Source organism: Streptomyces sp. NPDC020747 (assembly GCF_044334695.1).
Classification (GTDB): Bacteria; Actinomycetota; Actinomycetes; order Streptomycetales; family Streptomycetaceae; genus Streptomyces.
The window spans coordinates 170,789-191,054 of the sequence record NZ_JBIRTJ010000017.1; the positions used below are offsets into that span (position 1 = coordinate 170,789).

Sequence of the window (20,266 nt, forward strand, 5' to 3'; positions counted from 1 at the left end):
AGGAGACCCCCTACCAGGCCACGGGCAGATCCAGCATCCCCTGGATCGTGTCGCCCGGTTTGAAGCGGACCTCGTCCGGCGCCACGTCGAGCCGCAGCCCGGGCACCCGCTCGAACAGGGAACGCAGGGCGATCTCCATTTCGGCACGTGCGAGGTTCTGGCCGAGACACTGGTGGATGCCGAAGCCGAACGCCACGTGATGGCGGGTGGGGCGGTGCCAGTCGAGGGCGTCGGGCTCGGCGTAGACCTCCCCGTCGCGGTTGATGACCGACGTCGCGAAGACCACGCCCTCACCGGCGCGGATCGTCGTCCCGTCCACCTCGATGTCCTCCGTCGCCTGCCGCAGCAGCCCGTCCGCGATGGACAGCGTCCGCATCAACTCGTCGACGGCGGCGGGCCACAGGGAGGGGTCGGCCCGCAACTCCGCGAGCCGCTCGGGGTGTTGGAGCAGGGTGTACGTGCCCAGCGAGATCATGTTGGCGGTCGTCTCGTGGCCGGCGATCAGCAGGATCGTGGCCAGCGCGATCGCCTCCTGGCGGTCCACCGCGCCCTCGCGCAACTGTTCGTGGACCAGGGCGTCGAGGACACCGTCGCCGACGGAGGACTCGGACTTGCGGTCGATCAGCGCCCCGAGGTAGCCGTCGAGCCGGTCGCGCGCGTCCCGCACCTCGTCCAGGTCCCGGCCACGCAGCAGCCGACGGGACTGCTCCTCGAAGAACTCGTGATCGGCGTACGGGACACCGAGCAGCTCGCAGATCACCGTCGAGGGAACGGGCAGCGCGAAGGCGTTCACCAGCTCGGCCGGCGGGCCCTGCGCGAGCATCGCGTCGAGGCATTCGTCGACGATCCGCTGGATGGCCGGCCGCAACGCGGCGGCGCGCTTGAGGGTGAAGCTCGGGACCAGCATCCGCCGCTGGGCGTGGTGTTCGGGGTCGTCGACGTTCAGCAGGGCGGACCGGCGGTCGCGGAACGCCACGATGCGCGGCGAGGTGGCCGGGAATCCGGGGCACAGGCGGTCGGACGACAGGCGGGAATCGGCGAGCAGGCTGCGGGCCAGGTCACGGCCGGTGACCAGCCAGGCTGTCCGGCCGTCGTAGAGGGTCACGCGGGCGAGCGGTCTGGCGGCGCGCAGGGGGTCGTAGCCCGTGGGTGGCTGGAAGGGACAGGTGCGGTCCTGGGGGAAGGCGACGGGTGCCGAGAGCGGCTTCACGTCTGCCGTATCCGTCATGTCTGTCATCGAAGACCTCGCGGACGAAGGATGCGTCGTACCGATCTTCATTAGATGCCGCGGGCATCTAATGAGGCGACATCGACTTCAGCCAGATCCGTGAAGGGGACAATCTGGCCGGAATTGACCGCTCCGGTGTGCGACTGGGGGAGGGATTCGGGCCGCGTTCCCGGACTCGGGGGTACCCGTGCGCCGACCCGGACGAGGTGCGTACGAGGTACGTACGAGAGGCTGCGCAACCATCTGGCGCACCCATGTGTCTGTTGTCCGACGCATGAGATCAGGAGACGTATGGACGACCGTCGGGAGGTTCCTCCCATGGGCCCGGGCGCCGCGCCCGAGAAGTGGTTGCTGCGCGTCGGTGTCGTGGGCCTCCTCCTTGCAGCCCCGGGCGTGGCGGTGGGTTACTTCGAAGGGTTTCAGGACGGCACGGAGGCCGGTGACTTCGCCTGGGTCATGACCTTCCTCGGCGGTCTGCTGTTGGGCGTCACGACGTTGGTCGGTGTAGGGCTCAGGCTGGATCCCGAGTCGAGGAGGGAACGTCACCGCAGGACAGCCGTCCGACGCTCCCGCCAGGCGCCCCTGGCTGCCGCTGAGCTCACCCACCAGGCACTCCTCGAAGCGGCCGTACGCTCCACGGCCGAGACCGAACGGCCGCAGCCACCCGTGGCCGTGACCGGCGGTCGGCGGCGACTGGTCTGGTGGCGCGACCGCGGCCTGCTCAGCGCTCTCGGCCTTCGCGGCATCGCCGCCTGGACCGTCTTCACCGCGCTCGCCGGGCTCGCCGGCGTGCTGCACGTCTTCGGCGGCGCCGGCCGCGGGTGGTTCCTCCTCGCAGGCTCGGCCTGCGGCCTGGTGGCCTTCGCGTTCGAAGCGCGGGTCGCCTCCACTCTCGCCCGCGTGGCCGTCAGCGAGGATGCACGCCCGATGCGCTGGCTGCTACTGCGCGAACCGGAGGCGGGCGAGGCCTACTTGATGCTGTACCCGGCCGACGGCGACCCGGACGAGGCGCCCCCGATGCTTCTGCGGATCGCCAGGAAGCGGCAGGCACGACACCTCCCGCCGGCGGGCGTCGCGGACGTCCACGGCCTGCTCCGTCCCGTCGCTCTGCTCGTGCCGTGGATCGACGGCTCACCTGTGTGGACCCGCCACCCTGTGACCACACTCGACTTGACGACCGAGCGCGACCGAGCGCGGCTGACCTACCTCAAGGGATCTGGGACCCACGGCCGGTAGCCGCACCTCGCTAGGCACCCAACCACCCGTCCTCATCGCCCTCGGGCGAAGAATGGCGCGTGAGTTCGCCGCGATTTCACGACTCGGGTCAAAGCGCCCCTCCCATACGTCTGCCCGGCGGAATCCACGCCCCGTCGCGAACTCCCTGAAAGCCCGTCACCGGACCACGGCACAGCACGCCGCTCGCACCGCGGCCCAGCCGCTTCGGCCGACCCGCCGAACGAGCCATCCCCATACGGCCGGAGGCCCACAGCCCCCGTCGGCACAGATTCACCACAGCCTCGACAGAGTGATTGACGCGCACTGAACAGCGCTCTACCTTCTGATCGACTTCCCGAACCTTGTTCGATATTTCGGCCAACTCGCTTGTCCGGCTGCGTACTTCACGTCCCCGGTCCCCCGCGCCACGCAGCCGCTCACCCGCCCCCGTACGCCGCCTGGAGACCAAGATGAGCGCAAGACCTCAGCCGTCCCGCCGCCTCCTCCTCGGCATGGCCGCCACCACTCCCCTGGCCATGTCCGGCGTACTGACCCTGGGCGCCGGCACCGCCCACGCGGCCGACTCGGCGTACGTGATGTGCTACTTCACCGAGTCGACCAGCCTCGGCGCGGGCACCGACTACGGTCTGCACCTCGCCGTCAGCACCGACTCGCTCAACTGGACGCCGCTGAACCAGAACAACCCGGCGGTCACCCCCACCGCGGGTGCCCTCGGCCTGCGCGACCCGTTCCTCATACGCAAGCAGGACGGCACCTTCGTCGCCATCGCCACCGACCTCAAGGGCACCGACTGGAGCTACAACAGCCAGTACATCCACGTCTGGGACTCCGTCGACCTGCGCACCTTCACCGGTTACCGCCGCCTCAAGCTCCACGACATGACCACTCACAGCTGGGCCCCCGAGGCGTTCTGGGACGCCGGGCAGGGCCAGTACGCGGTCATCTACTCCTCGGTCAACTCCAGCGGCCACAACGTGATCATGGTGAACTACACCAGCGACTTCGTCACCGCCTCGGCCCCGCAGGTCTTCTTCGACCCTGGCTACGACGTCATCGACGGCAACATGGCCGTCGGCGTCAACGGTGTCAACTACCTCTTCTTCAAGAAGAACCAGACACTGGTGGCGTCGAGGTCCACGTCTCTCGCCCCGGGCAGCTTCACCGAGTTCAGCGCGGGCGTCGCACACGGCGGCACCGAGGCCCCGACCGTGTTCAAGTCACTGACGTCGAACACATGGTTCCTCTGGGGAGATACGTACACGCCGAACGGTGTCTTCTACGCCTGGCAGTCCACCAACCTGGCTTCGGGCACCTGGGCCGCACTCGACCAGAAGACCTACACCCAGCCGGTCAACTCCAAGCACTGCGGCATCGCGACGATCACCACGGCCGAGTACAACAACCTGATCACCAAGTGGGGTGCGCCGGCCTGGAACCGGCTCAAGTCGTACAACTACCCGGACCGTTACGTGCGCCACGCCAACTACGCGGCCCGCATCGACACATATCCCTTCGACCTGTACACCGACTCGCAGTGGAAACTGGTCCCGGGCCTCGCCGACAGCTCCGGCGTCTCCTTCCAGTCGGTCAACTTCCCCACCCGCTATCTGCGGCACTACAACTACCAGCTCCAACTCGACGTCAACGACGGCACGTCGGCGTACGCGGGCGACGCGACCTTCCACCGCACGACGGGCCTCGCGGACAGCTCCTGGGCATCCTTCCGCTCATACAACAACCCCACCCGCTACGTCCGCCATGCCAACTACGTGCTGCGCATCGACCCGGTCTCGACGTCCACCGAACAGCAGGACGCGACGTTCCGTGTCGGCTATTGACGGGCCCATGTCCCCTGGGAGGTTCTGCACAGGTTCCGGCGCACTTTGCCCTCTTGGCCGGCCCTAGGCTGTGCATCGCGCAAGTCCACCGACCGGCCCGGAGGTGCCGTCCTGTGCCCCTGCAGATGAAGTTGAGCGCGATCACGCTCGACTGCCCTGATCCGCCGGCTCTGGCGGCGTTCTATCAGCAGGCCACCGGCCTGGCACCCCACCCGAGATCCGACGCCGACTTCGCCGCTCTCACCTGCGAGAACGGGCTCACCATCGGCTTTCAACGAGTCGACGACCACCAGGCCCCGCACTGGCCCACTCAGACCGTCCCCCAGCAGTCTCACCTCGACTTCACGGTCGACGACCTGGACGAGGCCGAAGCCCGGCTGCTGGAACTGGGCGCAGGCAAACCGGACCACCAGCCGAACGAGGACAGCCGGCGGGTCCTGACCGACCCGGCGGGGCACCCCTTCTGCGTGATCAGGAGCTGATCCCTTCCAGCGCCGGGCATTTGGCTTACTCTGGGACCAATGGTGATGCGACCGACCACACCAGGCCGCGCGGGCGCGGTCGGTCACCGCTGTCGACGCGTCACCGGAGGTGCTGGGTGTCGCACGAGCACGGACGGCCTCCGCCGACGTCCGGTTCGAGCGTGTCGATGTGTTCAACTGGCAGCCGCCACGCCGCTACGACACCGTGTTCTTCGCCTTCTGGCTCTCCCATGTCCCGCCGTCCCGGCTCAGCGACTTCTGGAATACGGTGGCTGCCGCACTCGCACCGCAGGGCAAAGCCATCTTCATCGACGAAGGACCCTCCGCAGCCGCCCGTGCGGAAGTGGCCGCGGAAGTCCGTCGACTCGACGACGGCAGCGAGTACCACATCGTGAAGGTCTTCCATGATCCGGAGCAACTCACGTGCGACCTCACCGAGTTGGGGTGGTCCGCCGACATCCGGACGCGGCAGGAATTCATCATCGGCATCGCAGAACCACGGTCCGTGGCCTTCGCCTAGTGCGGGCCTGTCCGGCAAGTTCCGCCGGACGGGCACCTGGTGGTCCCGAACGCGCCTCGCAGCGCTCAACCGGCGGGCCCCCGGGCGAACGCCAAACTCATCCCACCGCGCCGTCGAGCAGCCGGCTGTAGCGCAGCCGCAGCGCCCGCTCCGTGCTCGCCGCCACAGTTGCGATCCCGACCACGGTGTTGCCCCATGCCGACAGGTCAATGGGCGACGTGAAGGTCCCGACGTACTGGGCGACGCCCTCCGGCGCCCGGGTGACCTGTTCGGCGAGCTGGAGGATCAGGAGTACCAGGCCGATGGCGAGCACGATCACCGAGAGGAAACCGATACAGCGGCTCAGTGCGGGGTGCGCGCGGTCGAAGCGCGCGCGGCGCCCCTCGGCGGAGGCGGGGTCCGGGGTGAGCTGGAACTCGGCCCCCTCGGCAGTGACGTAGTGGCAGCGTTTGAGCCCGAAGCCGCTCGTCCTCACTTCGACGGTGCCGCCCTGGACGGGGAAGACGGCAGGGACTGTGGACTCGGCGTGATGCCTGCCATCGAGGTACAGGTGGGCTATGACCCGGCCGGACGAGGACGAGTAGTTCTGATGTCTGACGTCGACGGCATAGACCGCCTGCCGACCGTCGTCGTCCATCAGCCGAAGATGGAACAGTGCGCGGGAAAGGATCTGCCACCAGCGGAAATGCTTCAACGACCGCCCGTCCCCGGGCTTGACCCGCTGCACGGCCCGACGATGCCGCCACTCCTTGAGCATGCCTCTACTCTCCTGTTACTTGCTGTGCTGCGCCGCGCAGGCGAGGTCCCGCGAAGGGCGCCGGCCGACGGTGTTCCGGGATCGCGCTCGTTCTGCGCCATGAGCACGTTCGACGGGCCCCGGTCACCGATGCGCACCGGCGGCTCGACCCGCTCGGTCGGCCAGAACGCGCACGGGCCGCGGTGTGCGCGTACGGCGGCAGGTTGCCGCGGTTCCTCTGTGCCGGCGTCAGGCCACAGGTCACCGGCGTGCTGCGGCCGACGCCACGTGGGGCGAAGCCGATCGGGTCGTAGGAGTCCAGCGCCTTGTCCCGGTAGTCCAGCGGGACTTCGAGCGTCGAGCACTCCAGACGGGGTGAAGCGGCCTTCTTCTCCGAGCACGGGACCCACCGCAGGGTGTCCGACGTCGTCGCCACCGCCTCTTCCCGAATCACGGTCACTGCTGCCGCGGTGGCGGCGAGGGCGTGGGACAAGGCTCTGCGCATCTGTTGTCCTCCTGAGGGGTGTACGGGGCGCTGGAACGGCTGGGCTCGGGACGGCCCACTGCCGGCCGTTCATGCGGAACAGCGCCCATGCATCCACCTCAGCCGCCGTCGCACTCATCTGACAGGGCGTGATGTCATCGGTTGGCCGTGACGTTCGTCAGGCCGAAACCATGACGTGGCGTCACCATCGCCTACGAGCAGGCCCGCATCGACGCCGCAGTCAGGCCGTGAGCCGATCGCTGACCTCCCAGAGGCGGGCGGCCGACTCCGGGTCCACCGCGCGGGGCAGTACACCCGGGACGCTGGCCCCGCCGGCCCAGGCGGCCTCGTTCTCGGGAGTCACCAGCGGGCTGATGTCGACGTTCTCGCAGTAGACCCCGCCGAGACCGTCGAGCTGCGGACTGGTCGCGCACCAGACGCTGGTGGCCGCGCCCTGCCGCACGGTCTTCATCTGGCGCTCGGGGTCACGGCCGGGCCGGCCCTCGCTGTCGAGCGCGCCCGCCGCCTGGAGCGCCGCTCGGTCGAGGTGCTTGACCAGGCCGGTGTCGACGATGAGACCCGGGTGCACGGCGAACGCCCGGATGCCCTGCGCCTGCCCGCGCCGGTCCGCCTCCACGGCGAACAGGGAATTGGCCGTCTTCGACTGGCCGTAGGCGAGGAAGGGCTCGTAGGTCCGCTGCTCGAAGTGCAGGTCGTTGAAGTCGACGCCCGCGAAACGGATGCCCCGCGACGACAGCACCACGACCCGCGCGCCCTCGGCCGCGACCAGCGCGGGCCACAGCCGGGTGGTCAACTGGAAGTGCCCCAGGTGGTTGGTGGCGAACTGCCCCTCGTATCCGCGCGCGTCCCGCGTCAGCGGGGTCGCCATGATCCCGGCGCTGTTGCAGCGGACGCCCGGACGCCAGGAACCTCTCCACGAAGGTGCCGATGGACGCCGGGTCGAGCAGGTCCAGGTGTTCGGCCTCGGCCCCGGGCACGTCCTTGAGCGCCGTCCTGGCCCGCTCCACGTCCCGTGCCGGTACGACGACCTCGGCGCCGGCGGCGCGCAGGACGCGGGCCGTCTCCAGACCGATACCGGAGTAGCCGCCTGTGACGATCGCGACCTTGCCGGTCAGGTCGATCCCCTTGATCACCTCCTCGGCGGTGGACGCGGCGCCGAAGCCGGAACCCAGGGGGTGTTGTGCGGTGGTCATGGCCGGTCTCTCCTCAAGCCTCAGGATGAGCTGTCCGGATCACCGTAGGTCGACGGATCCGTACGATGAATGCTTGAGAGTCCGCATTACTTGCGTGATAGTTCGAGCGTGACCGTAGACCCGCTGTCCGACGCCCTGGCCGTCGCCGACGCCCGCACCGTGTTCTCCGGCGGCTTCACGGCAGGCGGCGACTGGGCCATCGAGCTGCGCGGACGCCAACGGCTGAAGGTGATTGCCGTGCTGCACGGCAGCTGCCTGCTGGTCCGCGAGGCGGGCGGTGATCCGCTGCGCCTGGCCGAGGGGGATGTGGTGGTCTCCGACGGTGACCGACCGTACGTGCTTTGCAGTCGGCAGGGAGTCGAACCGACCGACTCCGACGACGTGACCATGGACCCGGCGACTCGGATGGCCCGGCTCGGCCAGGGCGAGGCGGTGGACGTCACCTGCGCGTCCGGGCACATCGACCTGAGCCGCGATCGCGGCGACCTGCTGCGCCGGGCGCTGCCGGAGCTGGTCCACGTGCGGGCCGACTCGCCCGAGGCCGGCGTACTGCGGTGGCTGATCGGGCAGTTGGTGGCGGAGCTGAGGACGGGCCGGGCCGGCGTCGAGTTCGTCTCGGCCCAGCTCGCGCAGCTGATGTTCGTGCAGGTGCTGCGGATCTGCCTGACCGACTCGGACGGGCTGCCGCCCGGCTGGCTGCGCGCCCTCGCCGACGAACGGCTCGCCCCGGCGCTGCGTCTGATGCACGGCGACCCGGCCCACCCCTGGCAGCTTGAGGAACTCGCCAGGGCGGCGGCGATGTCCCGCACCACGTTCGCCGTACGGTTCAAGGAGGCTGCCGGGGTGCCGCCCCTGACGTACCTGCTGAACTGGCGCATGAGCCTGGCCGCCCGGGCCCTGAGACAGGACAGCACCCCGGTCGCGGCGCTCGCACGCTCCGTGGGCTACACCTCCGAGAGCGCCTTCAGCAACGCCTTCAAGCGGGCGGTGGGCGTGGCCCCGCGGACCTACCGGGCAGAGGCCGTCGCCAGGACTCGTCCTGGCGACGGCTGATCAACCTCAGTAAGGATGCCGGTCGGGCTTGTGCGACCAGGTTTCGTAGGCCTGGACGCCGAGTTCGGGGTGGATTTGCTCGACGTGGATCCGGCGCTGGTCGAGGGGCTTCTGGAAGTCCTCGTACTGGAAGGCGTCGTCGAAACCGATCTCGCGCGTGGCCTTCAGATCGCAGCTGTAGTAGACGTTGTCGATCCGCGACCAGTAGATGGCGCTCATGCACATCGGGCAGGGTGCGCCGCTGATGTAGATCGAACAGCCTTTGAGCATCCGGGCCCGCTCCGGCACCGGGTCGGGGGACCCTTCGGGGCGCGGCACGTATTCGAGCGTGCTCTCGTTCTGGTGTTCCGGGGATATCGAGGGAGCCTCGGGATTCAGGCGCTGCACGGCCTTGCGTATGGTCTCCACTTCGGCGTGCGCGGTGGGGTCGCCGGTGAGCAGAACGCGGTTCTGGCCCCGGGCCACGATTTCGTCGTCCCTGGTGATCACGGCACCGAACGGGCCGCCCCAGCCCTCTTCGACGGATTCGGTGGCCAGCCGTACCGCTTCGGTCAGAAACTCCTTGTGACTCATGTCGGACCTCCGCTCGGTATCACCGAGGAAAACTGCCCCGATTGTCCGATAACTCCCCTTGGAATTAGACTACTCCGTATGGGTGTCAGTGCAATCCGTGCCCCGACCGGCGACGGTGCGACCGTTGTGACCTCCCAGAAGGTGCGGGAAGGCCGCGCCGACGACTATGAGCGATGGCAGGAGCGGACCAACCATGCCGTGCGCACGTTCGACGGATTCGAGGGGACGGAAATATATCCCCCGGGCGCCGGTGAAGAGCGGGAATGGGTGGTGGTCTTTCGCTTCTCCCGTATCGACCTGCTGACCGCCTGGCTGGAATCCGGCGAGCGCCAGGAACTGCTTGCCCAGGGACGTCCGTTGTTCGACGGGACACCGACCCAGGAGGTCCTGGTCGGCGGCACGCCACCGCCCCCGGACGAGGAAGCCGTCACGGCGGTCATCTCCCACGAGGTGCGGCCCGGCCGCGAAGAGGACTTCATGCGGTGGCAGGACAAGGCCCTCAAGGCCCAGGAGAAGTACCCGGGTTTCATGGGGACCGAGTTGTTCAAGCCGGTAGAGGGGATCCAGGACAACTGGGTCGTCGTATTCAGATTCGACACCCATGAACACCTCGACGAATGGCTCGCGTCCGGCGCCCGCGAAAAGCTCCTCGAAGAGGGCCGGGACTACTTCTACTCCTACGACGTGCGCAAGGTGGAGTCGGCGTTCAGCGGTTGGTTCCGCTTCGGGGAAGACGCGGACGACGCCGTCCCGCCCAGCTGGAAACAGGCCATGACCGTGGTGCTGGCGCTGTATCCCACCGTGATGGTTCTGAATCTGACGGTCGGTTTCGAGCTGGACGAGCTCGGACTGCCCGGCTATATCGGCCTGTTCATCGGAAACATGCTGAGTGTCTCCATCCTGACCTGGCTGCTGATGCCCTTGGTGAACCGGGTTCTCGCCTTCTGGCTGGCGCCCAGCAGGGCGCGTTCCGTACGGACCCATGTGGCGGGGGCTGCCCTCGTGATGCTGTGCTGGGGGCTGTGCATCCTGATATTCGGGCTGACCACCACCGACTGACCCCGGCTGACCACCGACTGAGGAGCGCATCATGAGCGGAGCCCACGGGGTCGGTGAAGTGATCGAAGGGGAGATCGTCCGGCGGGGCGACGCCGCCTACGACAGCACCTGGTCGGCCATGCTGTGGAACAGCCTCAAGCCGGAGCGTTTTCCCGACCTCATCGTCCGGGTCGCCTCGGACCGCGACATCGCGGCGGCCATCCGGCTGGCCCGCTCCGAGGGCCTCCGGGTCGCCATCCGCTCCCATGGGCACAGCTGGTGCGGCTCCCCGCTGCGCGACGGTGGCATGCTCATCGACCTCTCCGCGCTCAACGCCTGCGAGATCGATCCGGCCGCGCGCACCGCGACCGTGCAACCCGCGCTCACCGGCCGCGAGTTCGTCGCCGCGCTCGCCCCGCACGGCCTCGCCTTCCCGGCCGGGCACTGCGGGCCCGTCGCCCTGAGCGGCTATCTCCTCAGCGGCGGCCTCGGCTGGAACTCCGGCCTTCTCGGTCCGGCTGCCGCAAGCGTGCACGCGGTCGAGGTGGTCACGGCGGACGGCGAGACCCTCACCTGCGACCGGCACGAGAACCCCGACCTCTTCTGGGCCGCGCGCGGCGCGGGCCCCGGCTTCTTCGCGGTCGCCACCCGCTTCCATGTGTCGGTCCACGACCTTCCGGCAGCGGTCGCCGCGACCACGTACACCTTTCCTCTGGCCGAGGTCGAAACAGTGACCCGCTGGGCGAACGAAGCAGCTCAGCGTCTTCCCGCGAATGTCGAGGCGTCCTTCATGCTCTCGACCGCCTCCCCGGACATCACGGCGGCTTCGCCGAGGCCCAAGGTGATCAGCTTCACCGGCACCGCCTTCGCTCGCACGCGTGACGAGGCCGTCCGCTGCCTGGACCCGCTGCGGGACTGCCCGTTCGCCGAACGTGCCCTGTTCCGGCAGACGGATGAGCCGAAGACCTTCGAGGACCTGTACGGCACGTCGTCCGGCTTCTGGCCCCAGGAGCATCGGAACGCGGTGGACACCCTGTGGTCGGACACCGGGTACGAGACCCTGCTGCCGGCGCTCGCCGCCTCGATCGACCGGGCCCCCTCCGAGCAGTCGCTCATCCTCGCGCCCCTGTGGCCCGCTTCCCGGGACCGCTCCCTCTCGGACGACATGGCCTTCTCGGTCCTGGGCGAGACCTATGTCGCCCCCTTCGCGATCTGGGACGACCCGGCGGCGGACAGCGCCAACACCCGCTGGCTCCGGGACACCATGCGTACCGTCGAGCCGTACGGAACCGGCCACTACATCGCCGAGGCCGACCTCACCGCCGACGCCTCCCGGGCGCGGAGGTCGTACGCCCCCGAGGACTGGAAGCGGCTACAGGCCCTCAAGTCCGCGTACGACCCCGCGAACGTCTTCCACACCTACCTCACGCCGTAGCCGGCTCGGGCTGAGGGCTGTGGGCGGCCGACCGCCTGCTGGTAGCGGAACAGGGCCGCGGGGTCGCAGCTGCGCTTGACGTCCACCAGGCGGTCGTAGTTGGCGCCGTAGTAGGCGTGCCGCCAGTCGCGCAGGTCCGGGTCGGGGAAGTTGACGTAGGCGGCGTCGGTGTTCAGGTGACGGCGCAGCATGTGGTGGGCGGCGCGGGTCTGTTCCAGCAGGCCGCGCACCTGGGCGGGCGAGGCGGCCGGCTTCCAGTGGGTGCCGATGTCGATGACGAAGGCGGCTTCCCGGTGAGGGTAGGCAGTTTCGTCCGGTCGTCGTGTCGCGGTGTCGCCGCCCATGGCGAACAGGGTCACGTAGCCGGTGCTGCGGCCCGGTCCGGGGCGCCAGTTGCGGGTCCAGTCCGCGATGGCCGCCACGGTGTCGGGGCCGGGCCACTGGTTGGGGACGAGGGACTTGGAGGCGTAGGCCTCTTTCGGGCCGGGGGTCTCCATCAGGAAGTCCTGCGCTGCCCAGAAGCCGCGCTCCTCGATGACCGCCCGGTCGGGACGCAGGCGCAGCAGGGGCGCGAACCGGCGGAGCAGTCCTTCCTCGTCGCCCAGCCGCTGCCCGAGCAGGGCGAGAGTGGCCGTGCCGTCGCCGGCGTGCTTGAAGCCGATGCGTACGTCGAAGTCGTTGTCCCGGTCGGTGTCGAGGATCTCCCGCAGTTCCTCCAGCACGTCGACGGCGGCGTGCAGGGGGTAGGTGAGGTGGAAGACCGTGGCGCGCAGCCTGCCCACGGGTACGGCGGCGAAGGTGAACGCGGTGTTGATGCCGAAGTTGCCGCCCGCTCCGCCGCGGCAGGCCCAGAACAGGTCCGGGTTCTCGTCCTCCGCCGCACGGACGAGGGTGCCGTCGGCCAGTACGAGACGGGTCTCCGTGAGCCGGTCGCAGGTCAGGCCCCACTTGCGGTCGTTGAAGCCGAGGCCGCCGCCGAGGGTCAGGCCCGCCACGCCCACCTCGGGGCAGCGGCCGCCGGGGAAGTACAGGTTCGCGGCGCGGGCGGCGTACACATCGGAGTTGGTGGCGCCTCCGCCCAGCCGGAGCTCATACCCTCGCGGCACGACCTGATTCATCGCGCGCAGGCTGATCACGAGGCCCGGGGTCGTGGAGTAGCCGGCGTAGTTGTGACCGCCGGAGCGGGGCGCGAGCGGCACTCCGTGTTTCGCACACCACAGCACGGCCGTCCGTACGTCGCTCTCCGTCGCGCAGGCGAGGACCCCTGCCGGACGCACGGACGCGTAGCGCTGGTTGTCGGCCGTCGCGCGGGCCGCGTACTCCGGCTGACCGGGTCGGTACAGCCGGGCGGCCGGGCTCAGGCTCCGGGCGAGCTCGCGCCATGCGGCGTGCTCCGCTCCCCCGACGAGGGGGGTCCGGCGGGCGGAGGCGAAGGCCCAACCGTTCGCGCCGCCCAGCGCGATCGCGGCCCCGGCGGCAGCGACTGCTCCTCCGGTACGCAGGACATCTCGTCGGCCGGTCTGCACAGGTACGCCCCTTCGCGCTTGGTGTCCGGATGCCGGAGGCGTGGGAGTCGTACGCGCGCGAGGCGCGAGATCCCCCAGCCCGGGCAGGGCTCACGATGGAGAAGGGCGGGGTGGGGAAGGGGTTTTGACACCCCTGGACAGGCAAGCTTCATGCGAACGGGCCATGCAGGATCAAGGGCCGGCCCCCGGTCAGGCGTCCTCCGGGCGCTCGCCCGGTTCCCACGCCGCGGGGCCCGCTCCCGCGGCTATGCGGCGGTAGGCGGCACGGGCATGGGCAAGGCGGGCGACCGCTGTGCCGATGAGAGCCGCCGCGAGCAGGCAGCTGAGCCAGAACGTGTCACGGTGTCCGGCCCAGCTGAGGGTACCCAGGGGCGGGATGGCGAAGGCGTTGAGGAACAGCCAGCACAGCGCGGCCGTTCCGGGGGCCGCCGTGAAGCGGGAGCGCCCGCCCAGCAGGGCGGCCAGCAGGGACAGCGCCGCCAGCGCGAGTGCGGGCCGGTCGGGGCCGACGAGGGTGTTGAGGACTGCCACCAGCAACAGGGCACCGCCGAAAGCCGCGGCCCACACCAGCGGGGTCGCGACCGGCCGAGGGACGGGCCTTGCCCCGGTGCTGAGAAACACCCACTCGATCACGCTGACGGTTCCTTCCGGTCCTCCCGGGCGCCGACGGAGAGATGCACCGACCGTCCCATGGCCGTGGCGCGCGGCCCCAGGAGGGGGATTCTCCCACTCGGTCCGCGACGGCACTCCTGTTGGCCGATTCCGGGCGCTCACCGGGGACCAGAGCCTCCGAAACCGGCCTCAGACAGGCAGCGGGCGGTCGTCGACGACGTGCTTCATGACGATCGTGGAGGTCAGGCGCTGGACGCCGGGCAGAGTCGCCAACTGCTGGTCGTACAGCTGCTGAAAGGCCGCCAGGTCAGCGGTGACGACGCGCAGGAGGTAGTCGGGTTCACCGAAGAGGCGCTGGGCCTGCACCACGTGCCGGACCGCGGCCACGGCCTGCTCGAAGGCGGCGACGGTGCCGCGGTCCTCCCACCGCAGGGTGGCGAAGACCAGGGCCTCGAAGTCCAGGCCGACCGTGGCCGGATCCACGACAGCGCGGTAGCCGCGGATCGCGCCCGTTCGCTCCAGGTCGCGCAGGCGCCGGTGGCACGGCGAGACGCTCAGCTTCACCCGGGCGGCCAGCTCGGTCACCGTCAGACGGCCGTCCAGCTGCAGCTCGGTAAGAATCTTCCGGTCCAGGTCATCCATGGGGAAGATTGTGCCCCAGAAGCCCGGATTCGCGGAAAATTCAGAAACATATTCGCACAGAATCCGCCTAATGTTCCCTCCCGTACGAGTGGGCGAGAGAGAGATCGGTTCAGCATGGACGCGGGCACTGTGGCGGCTTTCCTGGCAGTGGATCTTCTGCTGGTGTTCACGCCCGGCGCGGACTGGGCCTACGCGATCACGGCGGGGCTGCGAAACCGGTCGATCGTCCCCGCGGTAGCCGGACTGGTCGCGGGGTATGCCGGATACACCGTGCTCGCCGTGGCCGGTCTGGTGGTGATCGTCGCGAGCTCCGCGACCCTGCTCACCGCGTTGACCGTCCTCGGCGCCGCCTATCTGATGTGGCTCGGCTGGGGCGTCCTGGCACGGCCGGTCACGCCCAGCGCCTCCACCGAGGTGATGGCCGCCTCGAATCGGCAGATCGTGCTCAAGGGCGCCGGGATCAGCGGTCTCAATCCCAAGGCGCTGCTGTTGTACTTCTCGTTGTTCCCCCAGTTCATCGACCCCGCGGCGGGGTGGCCCGTGGCCGCTCAGACCGCCCTGCTGGGCACGCTCCACATGGCCGGCTGCGCCGTCGTCTACCTCACCGTGGGCGTACTGGCCCGGACCGTGCTGCAGGCGCGGCCGGCAGCCGCGCGCGCCGTCACCCGCTCCAGCGGTGCCATGATGATCGTCATCGGCGGGTTCCTCCTCGTGGAACGTCTGGCCGGATGACGGCCCGCCATGTTCAGCCTCGCACCGGATTCCGCGTGCACGCCTCCTCAGGGTTACGCGAAAGCCCTTGCGCAGTACACCGGACCGCCGCCCAGCCCCGACACGTCCAGGATGGACTTCTCGGTCAGCTGAGTGTCGCCCTTGCGCGGGCAGTGGTTGTCCAGGTCCGGTTCGCCGATGACCTTGACGTCGGGCAGCACCTCCCTCTCGCAGGGGACCTCCTCGTACCTGTCACCCGTGTCCGAGGCCTCAAGGCAGTCACCGACGCGGATCTCCATGCCGCCTTCGCCCGGTTCGCCGGGTGCGGGGCCTTGAGGTTGCGTACGCAGGCATAACCCTCACCCACCACGTACTTGGCGTAGTCACGCGAGCCCGCGACCTCCCATCCGGGATCGCCGTTGATGCCCAGCACGTCGTCCGCGGACTCGGAGCAGTCGACGTAGGTGTACACGGTCGTCTTCTTCTCGACGCGCTTGAGAACCTTGCCGATGGCGTCGGGGGGCCCGTAGCAGTCGCCCTTGGCCATCAGCACGTTGTCGTTGTCGTCGTTGTCGTAGTACGCCGGTTTGGACGGGCTGCTCGACGGGGTCCCATTCGTGGCCGGGGTCGACACGGTCGGTGACGCCGACGATCCACGCGCTTCGTCGTCGCCGCCGTCCGAGCAGCCGGCCGCCCACACCAGTACACCCAGTAAGGCGGCAGCTCGCATGACGCGCCCGTATCGCATCTCAAGGCCCCCCTGCCTCGGCGTTGCGGCCGGCATGGGACGTCCGCATCAGTCACGCAAGCCCCCGCACCTCACCCGGGAACCGCTCAACTCCCCTTGCGCGTAGGTACATTGAGACCGCTGATTCCTTGAGCGAGTGGGGGCGGGGATGCGCGACACGGTCCTGGACGGCCGGTACACGCTCACGGAGCGGATCGGTGCGGGCGGTATGGGTGTGGTGTGGCGGGCCAGGGACGCGCGGCTCGAACGCCCGGTCGCCGTCAAGCTGCTGAGCCTGCCTCCCGGCACGGCCGGCGCCGAGCGGGAGCGGCTGCTCGCCATGTTCGGGCGGGAGGCGCGGGCCGCCGCCGCACTGGACAGCTCGTACATCGTGCCCGTCTTCGACCACGGGACGGACGGCGAAGTCCCCTACCTGGTCATGCCGTTGCTCTCCGGCCGGACCGTGGGCGAGTTGCTGACCGAGGGGCCGCTGCCGCCGGAACGGGTCGCGGAGCTCGCGGCACAGGTCTGCCGGGCACTGGCGACGGCGCACCGGGCCGGCATCGTGCACCGCGACATCAAACCGGCGAACGTGATGCTCACGGACGAGGGCACGGTCAAGGTGCTCGACTTCGGCATCGCCAAGTTCCTCGACGCGGCGACCGGCGGCCGGCTCACCGCGACCACCGACTCCCCCATCGGCACCCTCCCCTACATGGCGCCCGAGCGCTTCACGCGGGGCGCGGACGACGGTCGTACGGACGTGTACGCGCTGGGCTGCACGGTGTACGAGATGCTCACCGGCGCACCGCCCTTCGACTCGACGTCGGCGCCCGCGCTGATGCACAGCCATGTGTACGAGACACCGGAGAAGCCGTCGGTACGGCGTCCGGGGCTCACCCCCGAGTGGGACGAGCTGGTGGGGCGGATGCTGGCGAAGCCGGTCGACGAGAGGCCGACGGCGGAGGAGGCACGGGCGGTATTCGAGAGACTGGCCCTGCCCGCGCCGCGGGTCGCCGCCTCCGCCGAGCCTCCGGCCCAACTGTCCGACCACACCCCACCTTTGGGGCAGGGCTCCGCCTCCACCGCACCGGGGAGCCCGGCCCACGCATCGCCCGAACCGCAGCACTCCGCGTCTGCCTCCGCCGCGCGGCAACTCGCCCCAAGCGCCACGACCACCAGCCCCGACCCCACCTCGTACCTGCTCGCGCCGCCTCTCCCGAAGCAGCCACCCGCTCCCCCGGCCGCTCGACTGCGAGGGCTGCGCGGGCGGCGCGTCACGTGGATCGCGGCTTCCGCGGCCGTCACCGCGCTCGTGGTCGTGTTCTCGGTCGTCCAGCCCTTCGGCGGCGACGACGGTGACGAGGGAAGTGGTAAGAGCGGCCCTGGCGGGTCTAAGGCCGGCACCGGCACTGTGGCCCCGGTGGCGAAGACCCAGACCCTCACGCTCGGCTCCGACGCCGACGCGAAGGGCCCCGCTCCGGCGGTGCGGGGCGCGGCCAAGGGCGGCAAGGTCACGGTCCTCGAACCGGGCGGTATCACCACTCTCGACCCGGGCAACATGTGGTCAGGGGCCGACCGGTTGATCTCCCGCCTCGTCTACCGCAGCCTGACCACCCTCGAAACCCTGCCCAACGGCTCCGTCCGACTCGTCGGGGACCTCGCCGAGGACACCGGCCGATCATCGCTGGGCGGCCGCGATTGGACGTTCACTCTCAAACCGGGCCTCACGTACAACGACGGATCGCCCGTACGCGCCCAGGACTTCGCGTTCGCGGTAAGGCGTGCCCTCGACCCCGACAAGTTCCCGATGGGCGACCGCACGCTGCGCACCTTCCTGTTCGGTCCCGAGGACGCGGACGGCATCGGCGGCGAGCACGAGATGCCGCCGGGCGTCATCGAGACCCCGGACGACCGCACGATCGTCTTCCATCTCGACGGCGCCCACCCGGACTTCAACGTCGTCCTGGCCGGCCCGAACGGCGCACCCATGCCGGAGCGGGTCGCCGACATCTCCGGAACCTCCACACTCCTGCCGTCGACGGGCCCGTACCAGGTCGACTCCTTCACCGGCGCCAAGGACCTCACACTCACCCGCAACCCGAAGTGGCGCGCGAACACGGACCCGGTGCGCACCGCGTACCCCGACCGCTACGAGATCACCGGCTCGCTCACCCTCGACGAGATCAAGTCCCGGATCCGCGCGGCCGGTTCGAAGTCGGCCGTGATGACGTTCTCCGGCTCACTGGACAAGGACGGGCTGGGCACGGCGGACGGCACCACCGGCAGCGGCACGGTCCGGGTGACGTCACCGGCCCCCCACGTCCTCGCGTACTCGGTCGACACCAAGCGCGTACCGAAGCTGAAGGTCCGCCAGGCCATCGCCACCGCGTACCCGGCAGCGGACGTCTTGGCCGCGAGTGGCGAGGACGGGATTGCCACGCACCACCTCATGCCGCCGGGCATCCCCGGTTCGCGCGACTTCGACCTGTACGGGGCCGGGGCGCACGGTGACCCGGCCCGCGCCCGCGCGCTGCTCGCCGAGGCCGGCGAGACGGACTTTCCGCTCACCGTCGCCTATGCGACGACAGCGGACGAAGCACGGGCGAAGGCCGTGAAGAAGGCCCTGGACAAGGCCGGTTTCCGGGTGACGTTGAAGAACGTCGACGTCTCCGACATCTACGAGAACGTGGGCGACGGTGCCTACGATCTGGCCCGCCTGCCGATGAACATCAGCGGCCTCCCGTTGGCCTCGGCGTTCCTGCCGGACTCCTTCGACGGCCGCTACACCTACCCGACCACCTCCAACTTCTCCCGGCTCAACAGCACAGCGGTCAACGACGCGATCGACGAGGCCAACGCGACGGCCGACGTGGCGGCCGCGGGCGAGAAGTGGTCCACCGTCGACCGCCGGGTGATGGAGCAGGCGGCGGCCATTCCGGTGTACGTGCCGGTGCGCACGTTCCTCTACAGCTCCAGGCTGAAGGGGGTTCAGGTGGACCTGGACGGGCTGTCGCCGCTCAACGCGTATGTGACCGAGTGAGCGCCGTGGCCGCCGTGGCCGCCCTAGAGACGTACCGTCGGCGGCGGCACTGACGCGTTGTCCGAAGCATCGGCCGAGGCGTTGTCCGCACTGCTCGGGCCGTGCGACTTCCGGTAGGCGGTCGGGGTCGTTCCGACCTCCCTTCGGAAGATGTTCCGGAAGTTCGCGGCCGTGCCGAACCCCGTCGCTCCGGCGATCCTCTCCACAGACCAGTCGGAGGATTCGAGGAGTCGCCGCGCGCCGAGGATCCTCTGTCGGGCGACCCAGTGCATGGGCGGCATTCCTGTCTCGCGCACGAAGTGCCGGATGAAGGTTCTCCGCGAGAGCCGGCTGTGGTCCGCCATCCGCTGCACGGTGATCGAAGATCCAATGTTCTCGATCACCCATTCCCGGGTCGGCCGAAGGCCGGCGCGAGGAGGGGGCAGAACGTCCACGTACTGTGGTTCGTCGGCGCTGCGGGCGGTGGAGAGGACGACGTCCTTCGCCACGCCGCCGGCGACTGTCGTCCCGAAATCGCTCTGGATGACGTGGAGACATGCATCGATTCCCGAGCCCGCACCCGCAGACGTGAGAACCGCCCCGTCCTCGACGAACAGCCGGTTCTCCGCGACGTCGACTTCGGGATACGTCCTCCGAAGCTGGTCGGTGTATTGCCAGTGCGTCGTAACCGTCTTCCCATCGAGCATTCCGGTGGCCGCCACCGCGAAAACGCCCGTGCAGACCGCGACTGTACGGGCGCCCCGCTCGCCCGCAAGCCGCACTGCTTTCAGATAGCCATCCGGGATGGGAAGACTCGGGTTCTCATAGCCCGGAACCACGACGATATCGGCGTACTCCACAGCTGAGAGCGAGTGAGTCGGCCTGATGTCCGCGGCCACATCGACGTCCGATGGCCTGTCGCTCGATTCGTCGACCGCGTCGAGATTCTGGTCGCCGCACACGAGGACTCGATAACCCGGATGCTGACCAAAGACATGAGCCGGGATGCTGACGTCCAGTGAATACACTCGCGGCATCGCGAGGATCGCCACGATTTTCCGGTCATCTCTGGATCGCAACCGCGCCCCCCTGGTTTCCGTGCCCCCTAGTGCCCACTTGTCTGTCACCAGGCTAGCCCACGGGCACGGCATCGGGTCCGGCCTGCGGTTCCGGCACGATCCTTGCTGTA

The 20,266-nt window shown here is 69.4% G+C and carries 16 protein-coding genes and 3 pseudogenes; 9 read left to right on the forward strand and 10 right to left on the reverse strand.

Translation table 11 applies throughout. From position 1 onward, the window contains the following. Window positions 1-10: 10 nt before the first annotated feature. Window positions 11-1,237 (reverse strand): cytochrome P450, encoded by a 1,227-nt coding sequence (locus tag ACH4YP_RS37130; protein ID WP_398495337.1) that lies wholly within the window; start codon window positions 1,235-1,237, stop codon window positions 11-13. 282 nt (window positions 1,238-1,519) lie between these two features. Here ACH4YP_RS37130 and ACH4YP_RS37135 point away from each other — a divergent pair, with 282 nt between their 5' ends. The 4 genes and pseudogenes from ACH4YP_RS37135 to ACH4YP_RS37150 form a co-directional block, all read left to right on the forward strand. Further along, window positions 1,520-2,464: a hypothetical protein gene (locus tag ACH4YP_RS37135; RefSeq protein ID WP_398495339.1), complete on the forward strand. Its 945-nt coding sequence runs from the start codon at window positions 1,520-1,522 to the stop codon at window positions 2,462-2,464. A 449-nt stretch (window positions 2,465-2,913) separates the two neighbouring features. After that, on the forward strand, window positions 2,914-4,302 hold the full coding sequence (locus ACH4YP_RS37140; protein ID WP_398495341.1) for a glycoside hydrolase family 43 protein: 1,389 nt from the start codon (window positions 2,914-2,916) through the stop codon (window positions 4,300-4,302). 113 nt (window positions 4,303-4,415) lie between these two features. Next, entirely contained in the window at window positions 4,416-4,784 is a 369-nt protein-coding gene (locus tag ACH4YP_RS37145; RefSeq protein WP_398495343.1) for a VOC family protein, read from the forward strand. A 79-nt stretch (window positions 4,785-4,863) separates the two neighbouring features. Further along, window positions 4,864-5,304 (forward strand): annotated as a pseudogene (locus ACH4YP_RS37150) (class I SAM-dependent methyltransferase); the annotation flags it as partial. 97 nt (window positions 5,305-5,401) lie between these two features. Here the strand turns inward: ACH4YP_RS37150 and ACH4YP_RS37155 are convergent. The 3 genes and pseudogenes from ACH4YP_RS37155 to ACH4YP_RS37165 form a co-directional block, all read right to left on the reverse strand. Then, entirely contained in the window at window positions 5,402-6,061 is a 660-nt protein-coding gene (locus ACH4YP_RS37155) for a hypothetical protein (RefSeq protein ID WP_361057504.1), read from the reverse strand. Window positions 6,062-6,117: 56 nt separating this feature from the next. Further along, window positions 6,118-6,249, reverse strand: a pseudogene (locus ACH4YP_RS37160) (alpha/beta hydrolase); the annotation flags it as partial. Between the two features lie 516 nt (window positions 6,250-6,765). Continuing rightward, window positions 6,766-7,738: pseudogene (locus ACH4YP_RS37165) on the reverse strand (SDR family NAD(P)-dependent oxidoreductase). 108 nt (window positions 7,739-7,846) lie between these two features. Here ACH4YP_RS37165 and ACH4YP_RS37170 point away from each other — a divergent pair. Further along, window positions 7,847-8,791: an AraC family transcriptional regulator gene (locus ACH4YP_RS37170; RefSeq protein ID WP_398495345.1), complete on the forward strand. Its 945-nt coding sequence runs from the start codon at window positions 7,847-7,849 to the stop codon at window positions 8,789-8,791. 6 nt (window positions 8,792-8,797) lie between these two features. Here ACH4YP_RS37170 and ACH4YP_RS37175 read toward each other — a convergent pair whose 3' ends face one another. Then, window positions 8,798-9,364 carry a nucleoside deaminase gene (locus ACH4YP_RS37175; RefSeq protein WP_398495347.1) on the reverse strand — a complete coding sequence of 189 codons (567 nt, stop codon included), beginning with the start codon at window positions 9,362-9,364 and terminating at the stop codon, window positions 8,798-8,800. Between the two features lie 78 nt (window positions 9,365-9,442). Between ACH4YP_RS37175 and ACH4YP_RS37180 the strand changes: the two genes are divergently transcribed. Both ACH4YP_RS37180 and ACH4YP_RS37185 read left to right on the forward strand, forming a co-directional pair. Beyond that, window positions 9,443-10,423 (forward strand): antibiotic biosynthesis monooxygenase, encoded by a 981-nt coding sequence (locus ACH4YP_RS37180; protein ID WP_361057519.1) that lies wholly within the window; start codon window positions 9,443-9,445, stop codon window positions 10,421-10,423. Window positions 10,424-10,454: 31 nt separating this feature from the next. Then, window positions 10,455-11,837 (forward strand): FAD-binding oxidoreductase, encoded by a 1,383-nt coding sequence (locus ACH4YP_RS37185; RefSeq protein WP_398495349.1) that lies wholly within the window; start codon window positions 10,455-10,457, stop codon window positions 11,835-11,837. Here ACH4YP_RS37185 and ACH4YP_RS37190 read toward each other — a convergent pair. From ACH4YP_RS37190 to ACH4YP_RS37200, 3 genes are all read right to left on the reverse strand, one after another. Next, on the reverse strand, window positions 11,822-13,363 hold the full coding sequence (locus tag ACH4YP_RS37190; RefSeq protein ID WP_398495351.1) for an FAD-binding oxidoreductase: 1,542 nt from the start codon (window positions 13,361-13,363) through the stop codon (window positions 11,822-11,824). The two genes, ACH4YP_RS37185 and ACH4YP_RS37190, sit on opposite strands and share 16 nt — an antisense overlap. A 189-nt stretch (window positions 13,364-13,552) precedes the next feature. Further along, window positions 13,553-13,996 carry a hypothetical protein gene (locus tag ACH4YP_RS37195; RefSeq protein WP_361057528.1) on the reverse strand — a complete coding sequence of 148 codons (444 nt, stop codon included), beginning with the start codon at window positions 13,994-13,996 and terminating at the stop codon, window positions 13,553-13,555. A gap of 168 nt (window positions 13,997-14,164) precedes the next feature. Next, window positions 14,165-14,617 (reverse strand): Lrp/AsnC family transcriptional regulator, encoded by a 453-nt coding sequence (locus tag ACH4YP_RS37200; RefSeq protein ID WP_361057531.1) that lies wholly within the window; start codon window positions 14,615-14,617, stop codon window positions 14,165-14,167. Window positions 14,618-14,731: 114 nt separating this feature from the next. On the opposite strand from ACH4YP_RS37200, the gene ACH4YP_RS37205 reads away from it, so the two are divergent. Next, window positions 14,732-15,349: a LysE family translocator gene (locus ACH4YP_RS37205; protein ID WP_361057534.1), complete on the forward strand. Its 618-nt coding sequence runs from the start codon at window positions 14,732-14,734 to the stop codon at window positions 15,347-15,349. A 53-nt stretch (window positions 15,350-15,402) separates the two neighbouring features. Here the strand turns inward: ACH4YP_RS37205 and ACH4YP_RS37210 are convergent, their stop codons facing one another. Further along, window positions 15,403-15,627, reverse strand: coding sequence for a hypothetical protein (locus tag ACH4YP_RS37210; protein WP_398495354.1), 225 nt, complete (start codon window positions 15,625-15,627; stop codon window positions 15,403-15,405). A 597-nt stretch (window positions 15,628-16,224) separates the two neighbouring features. Between ACH4YP_RS37210 and ACH4YP_RS37215 the strand changes: the two genes are divergently transcribed. After that, window positions 16,225-19,098, forward strand: coding sequence for an ABC transporter substrate-binding protein (locus ACH4YP_RS37215; RefSeq protein ID WP_398495356.1), 2,874 nt, complete (start codon window positions 16,225-16,227; stop codon window positions 19,096-19,098). Between the two features lie 23 nt (window positions 19,099-19,121). Here ACH4YP_RS37215 and ACH4YP_RS37220 read toward each other — a convergent pair whose 3' ends face one another. Continuing rightward, on the reverse strand, window positions 19,122-20,204 hold the full coding sequence (locus ACH4YP_RS37220; protein ID WP_398495358.1) for a GlxA family transcriptional regulator: 1,083 nt from the start codon (window positions 20,202-20,204) through the stop codon (window positions 19,122-19,124). Window positions 20,205-20,266 lie beyond the last annotated feature (62 nt).

Excerpts from the sequence above, each read along its gene's own strand:
- ACH4YP_RS37200 (WP_361057531.1), bottom strand. The coding sequence starts at position 14,617 with ATGGATGACCTGGACCGGAAGATTCTTACCGAGCTGCAGCTGGACGGC.
- ACH4YP_RS37205 (WP_361057534.1), top strand. The coding sequence starts at position 14,732 with ATGGACGCGGGCACTGTGGCGGCTTTCCTGGCAGTGGATCTTCTGCTG.
- ACH4YP_RS37175 (WP_398495347.1), bottom strand. The coding sequence starts at position 9,364 with ATGAGTCACAAGGAGTTTCTGACCGAAGCGGTACGGCTGGCCACCGAA.
- ACH4YP_RS37185 (WP_398495349.1), top strand. The coding sequence starts at position 10,455 with ATGAGCGGAGCCCACGGGGTCGGTGAAGTGATCGAAGGGGAGATCGTC.
- ACH4YP_RS37180 (WP_361057519.1), top strand. The coding sequence starts at position 9,443 with ATGGGTGTCAGTGCAATCCGTGCCCCGACCGGCGACGGTGCGACCGTT.
- ACH4YP_RS37140 (WP_398495341.1), top strand. The coding sequence starts at position 2,914 with ATGAGCGCAAGACCTCAGCCGTCCCGCCGCCTCCTCCTCGGCATGGCC.
- ACH4YP_RS37155 (WP_361057504.1), bottom strand. The coding sequence starts at position 6,061 with ATGCTCAAGGAGTGGCGGCATCGTCGGGCCGTGCAGCGGGTCAAGCCC.
- ACH4YP_RS37215 (WP_398495356.1), top strand. The coding sequence starts at position 16,225 with ATGCGCGACACGGTCCTGGACGGCCGGTACACGCTCACGGAGCGGATC.
- ACH4YP_RS37135 (WP_398495339.1), top strand. The coding sequence starts at position 1,520 with ATGGACGACCGTCGGGAGGTTCCTCCCATGGGCCCGGGCGCCGCGCCC.
- ACH4YP_RS37210 (WP_398495354.1), bottom strand. The coding sequence starts at position 15,627 with ATGGAGATCCGCGTCGGTGACTGCCTTGAGGCCTCGGACACGGGTGAC.
- ACH4YP_RS37130 (WP_398495337.1), bottom strand. The coding sequence starts at position 1,237 with ATGACAGACATGACGGATACGGCAGACGTGAAGCCGCTCTCGGCACCC.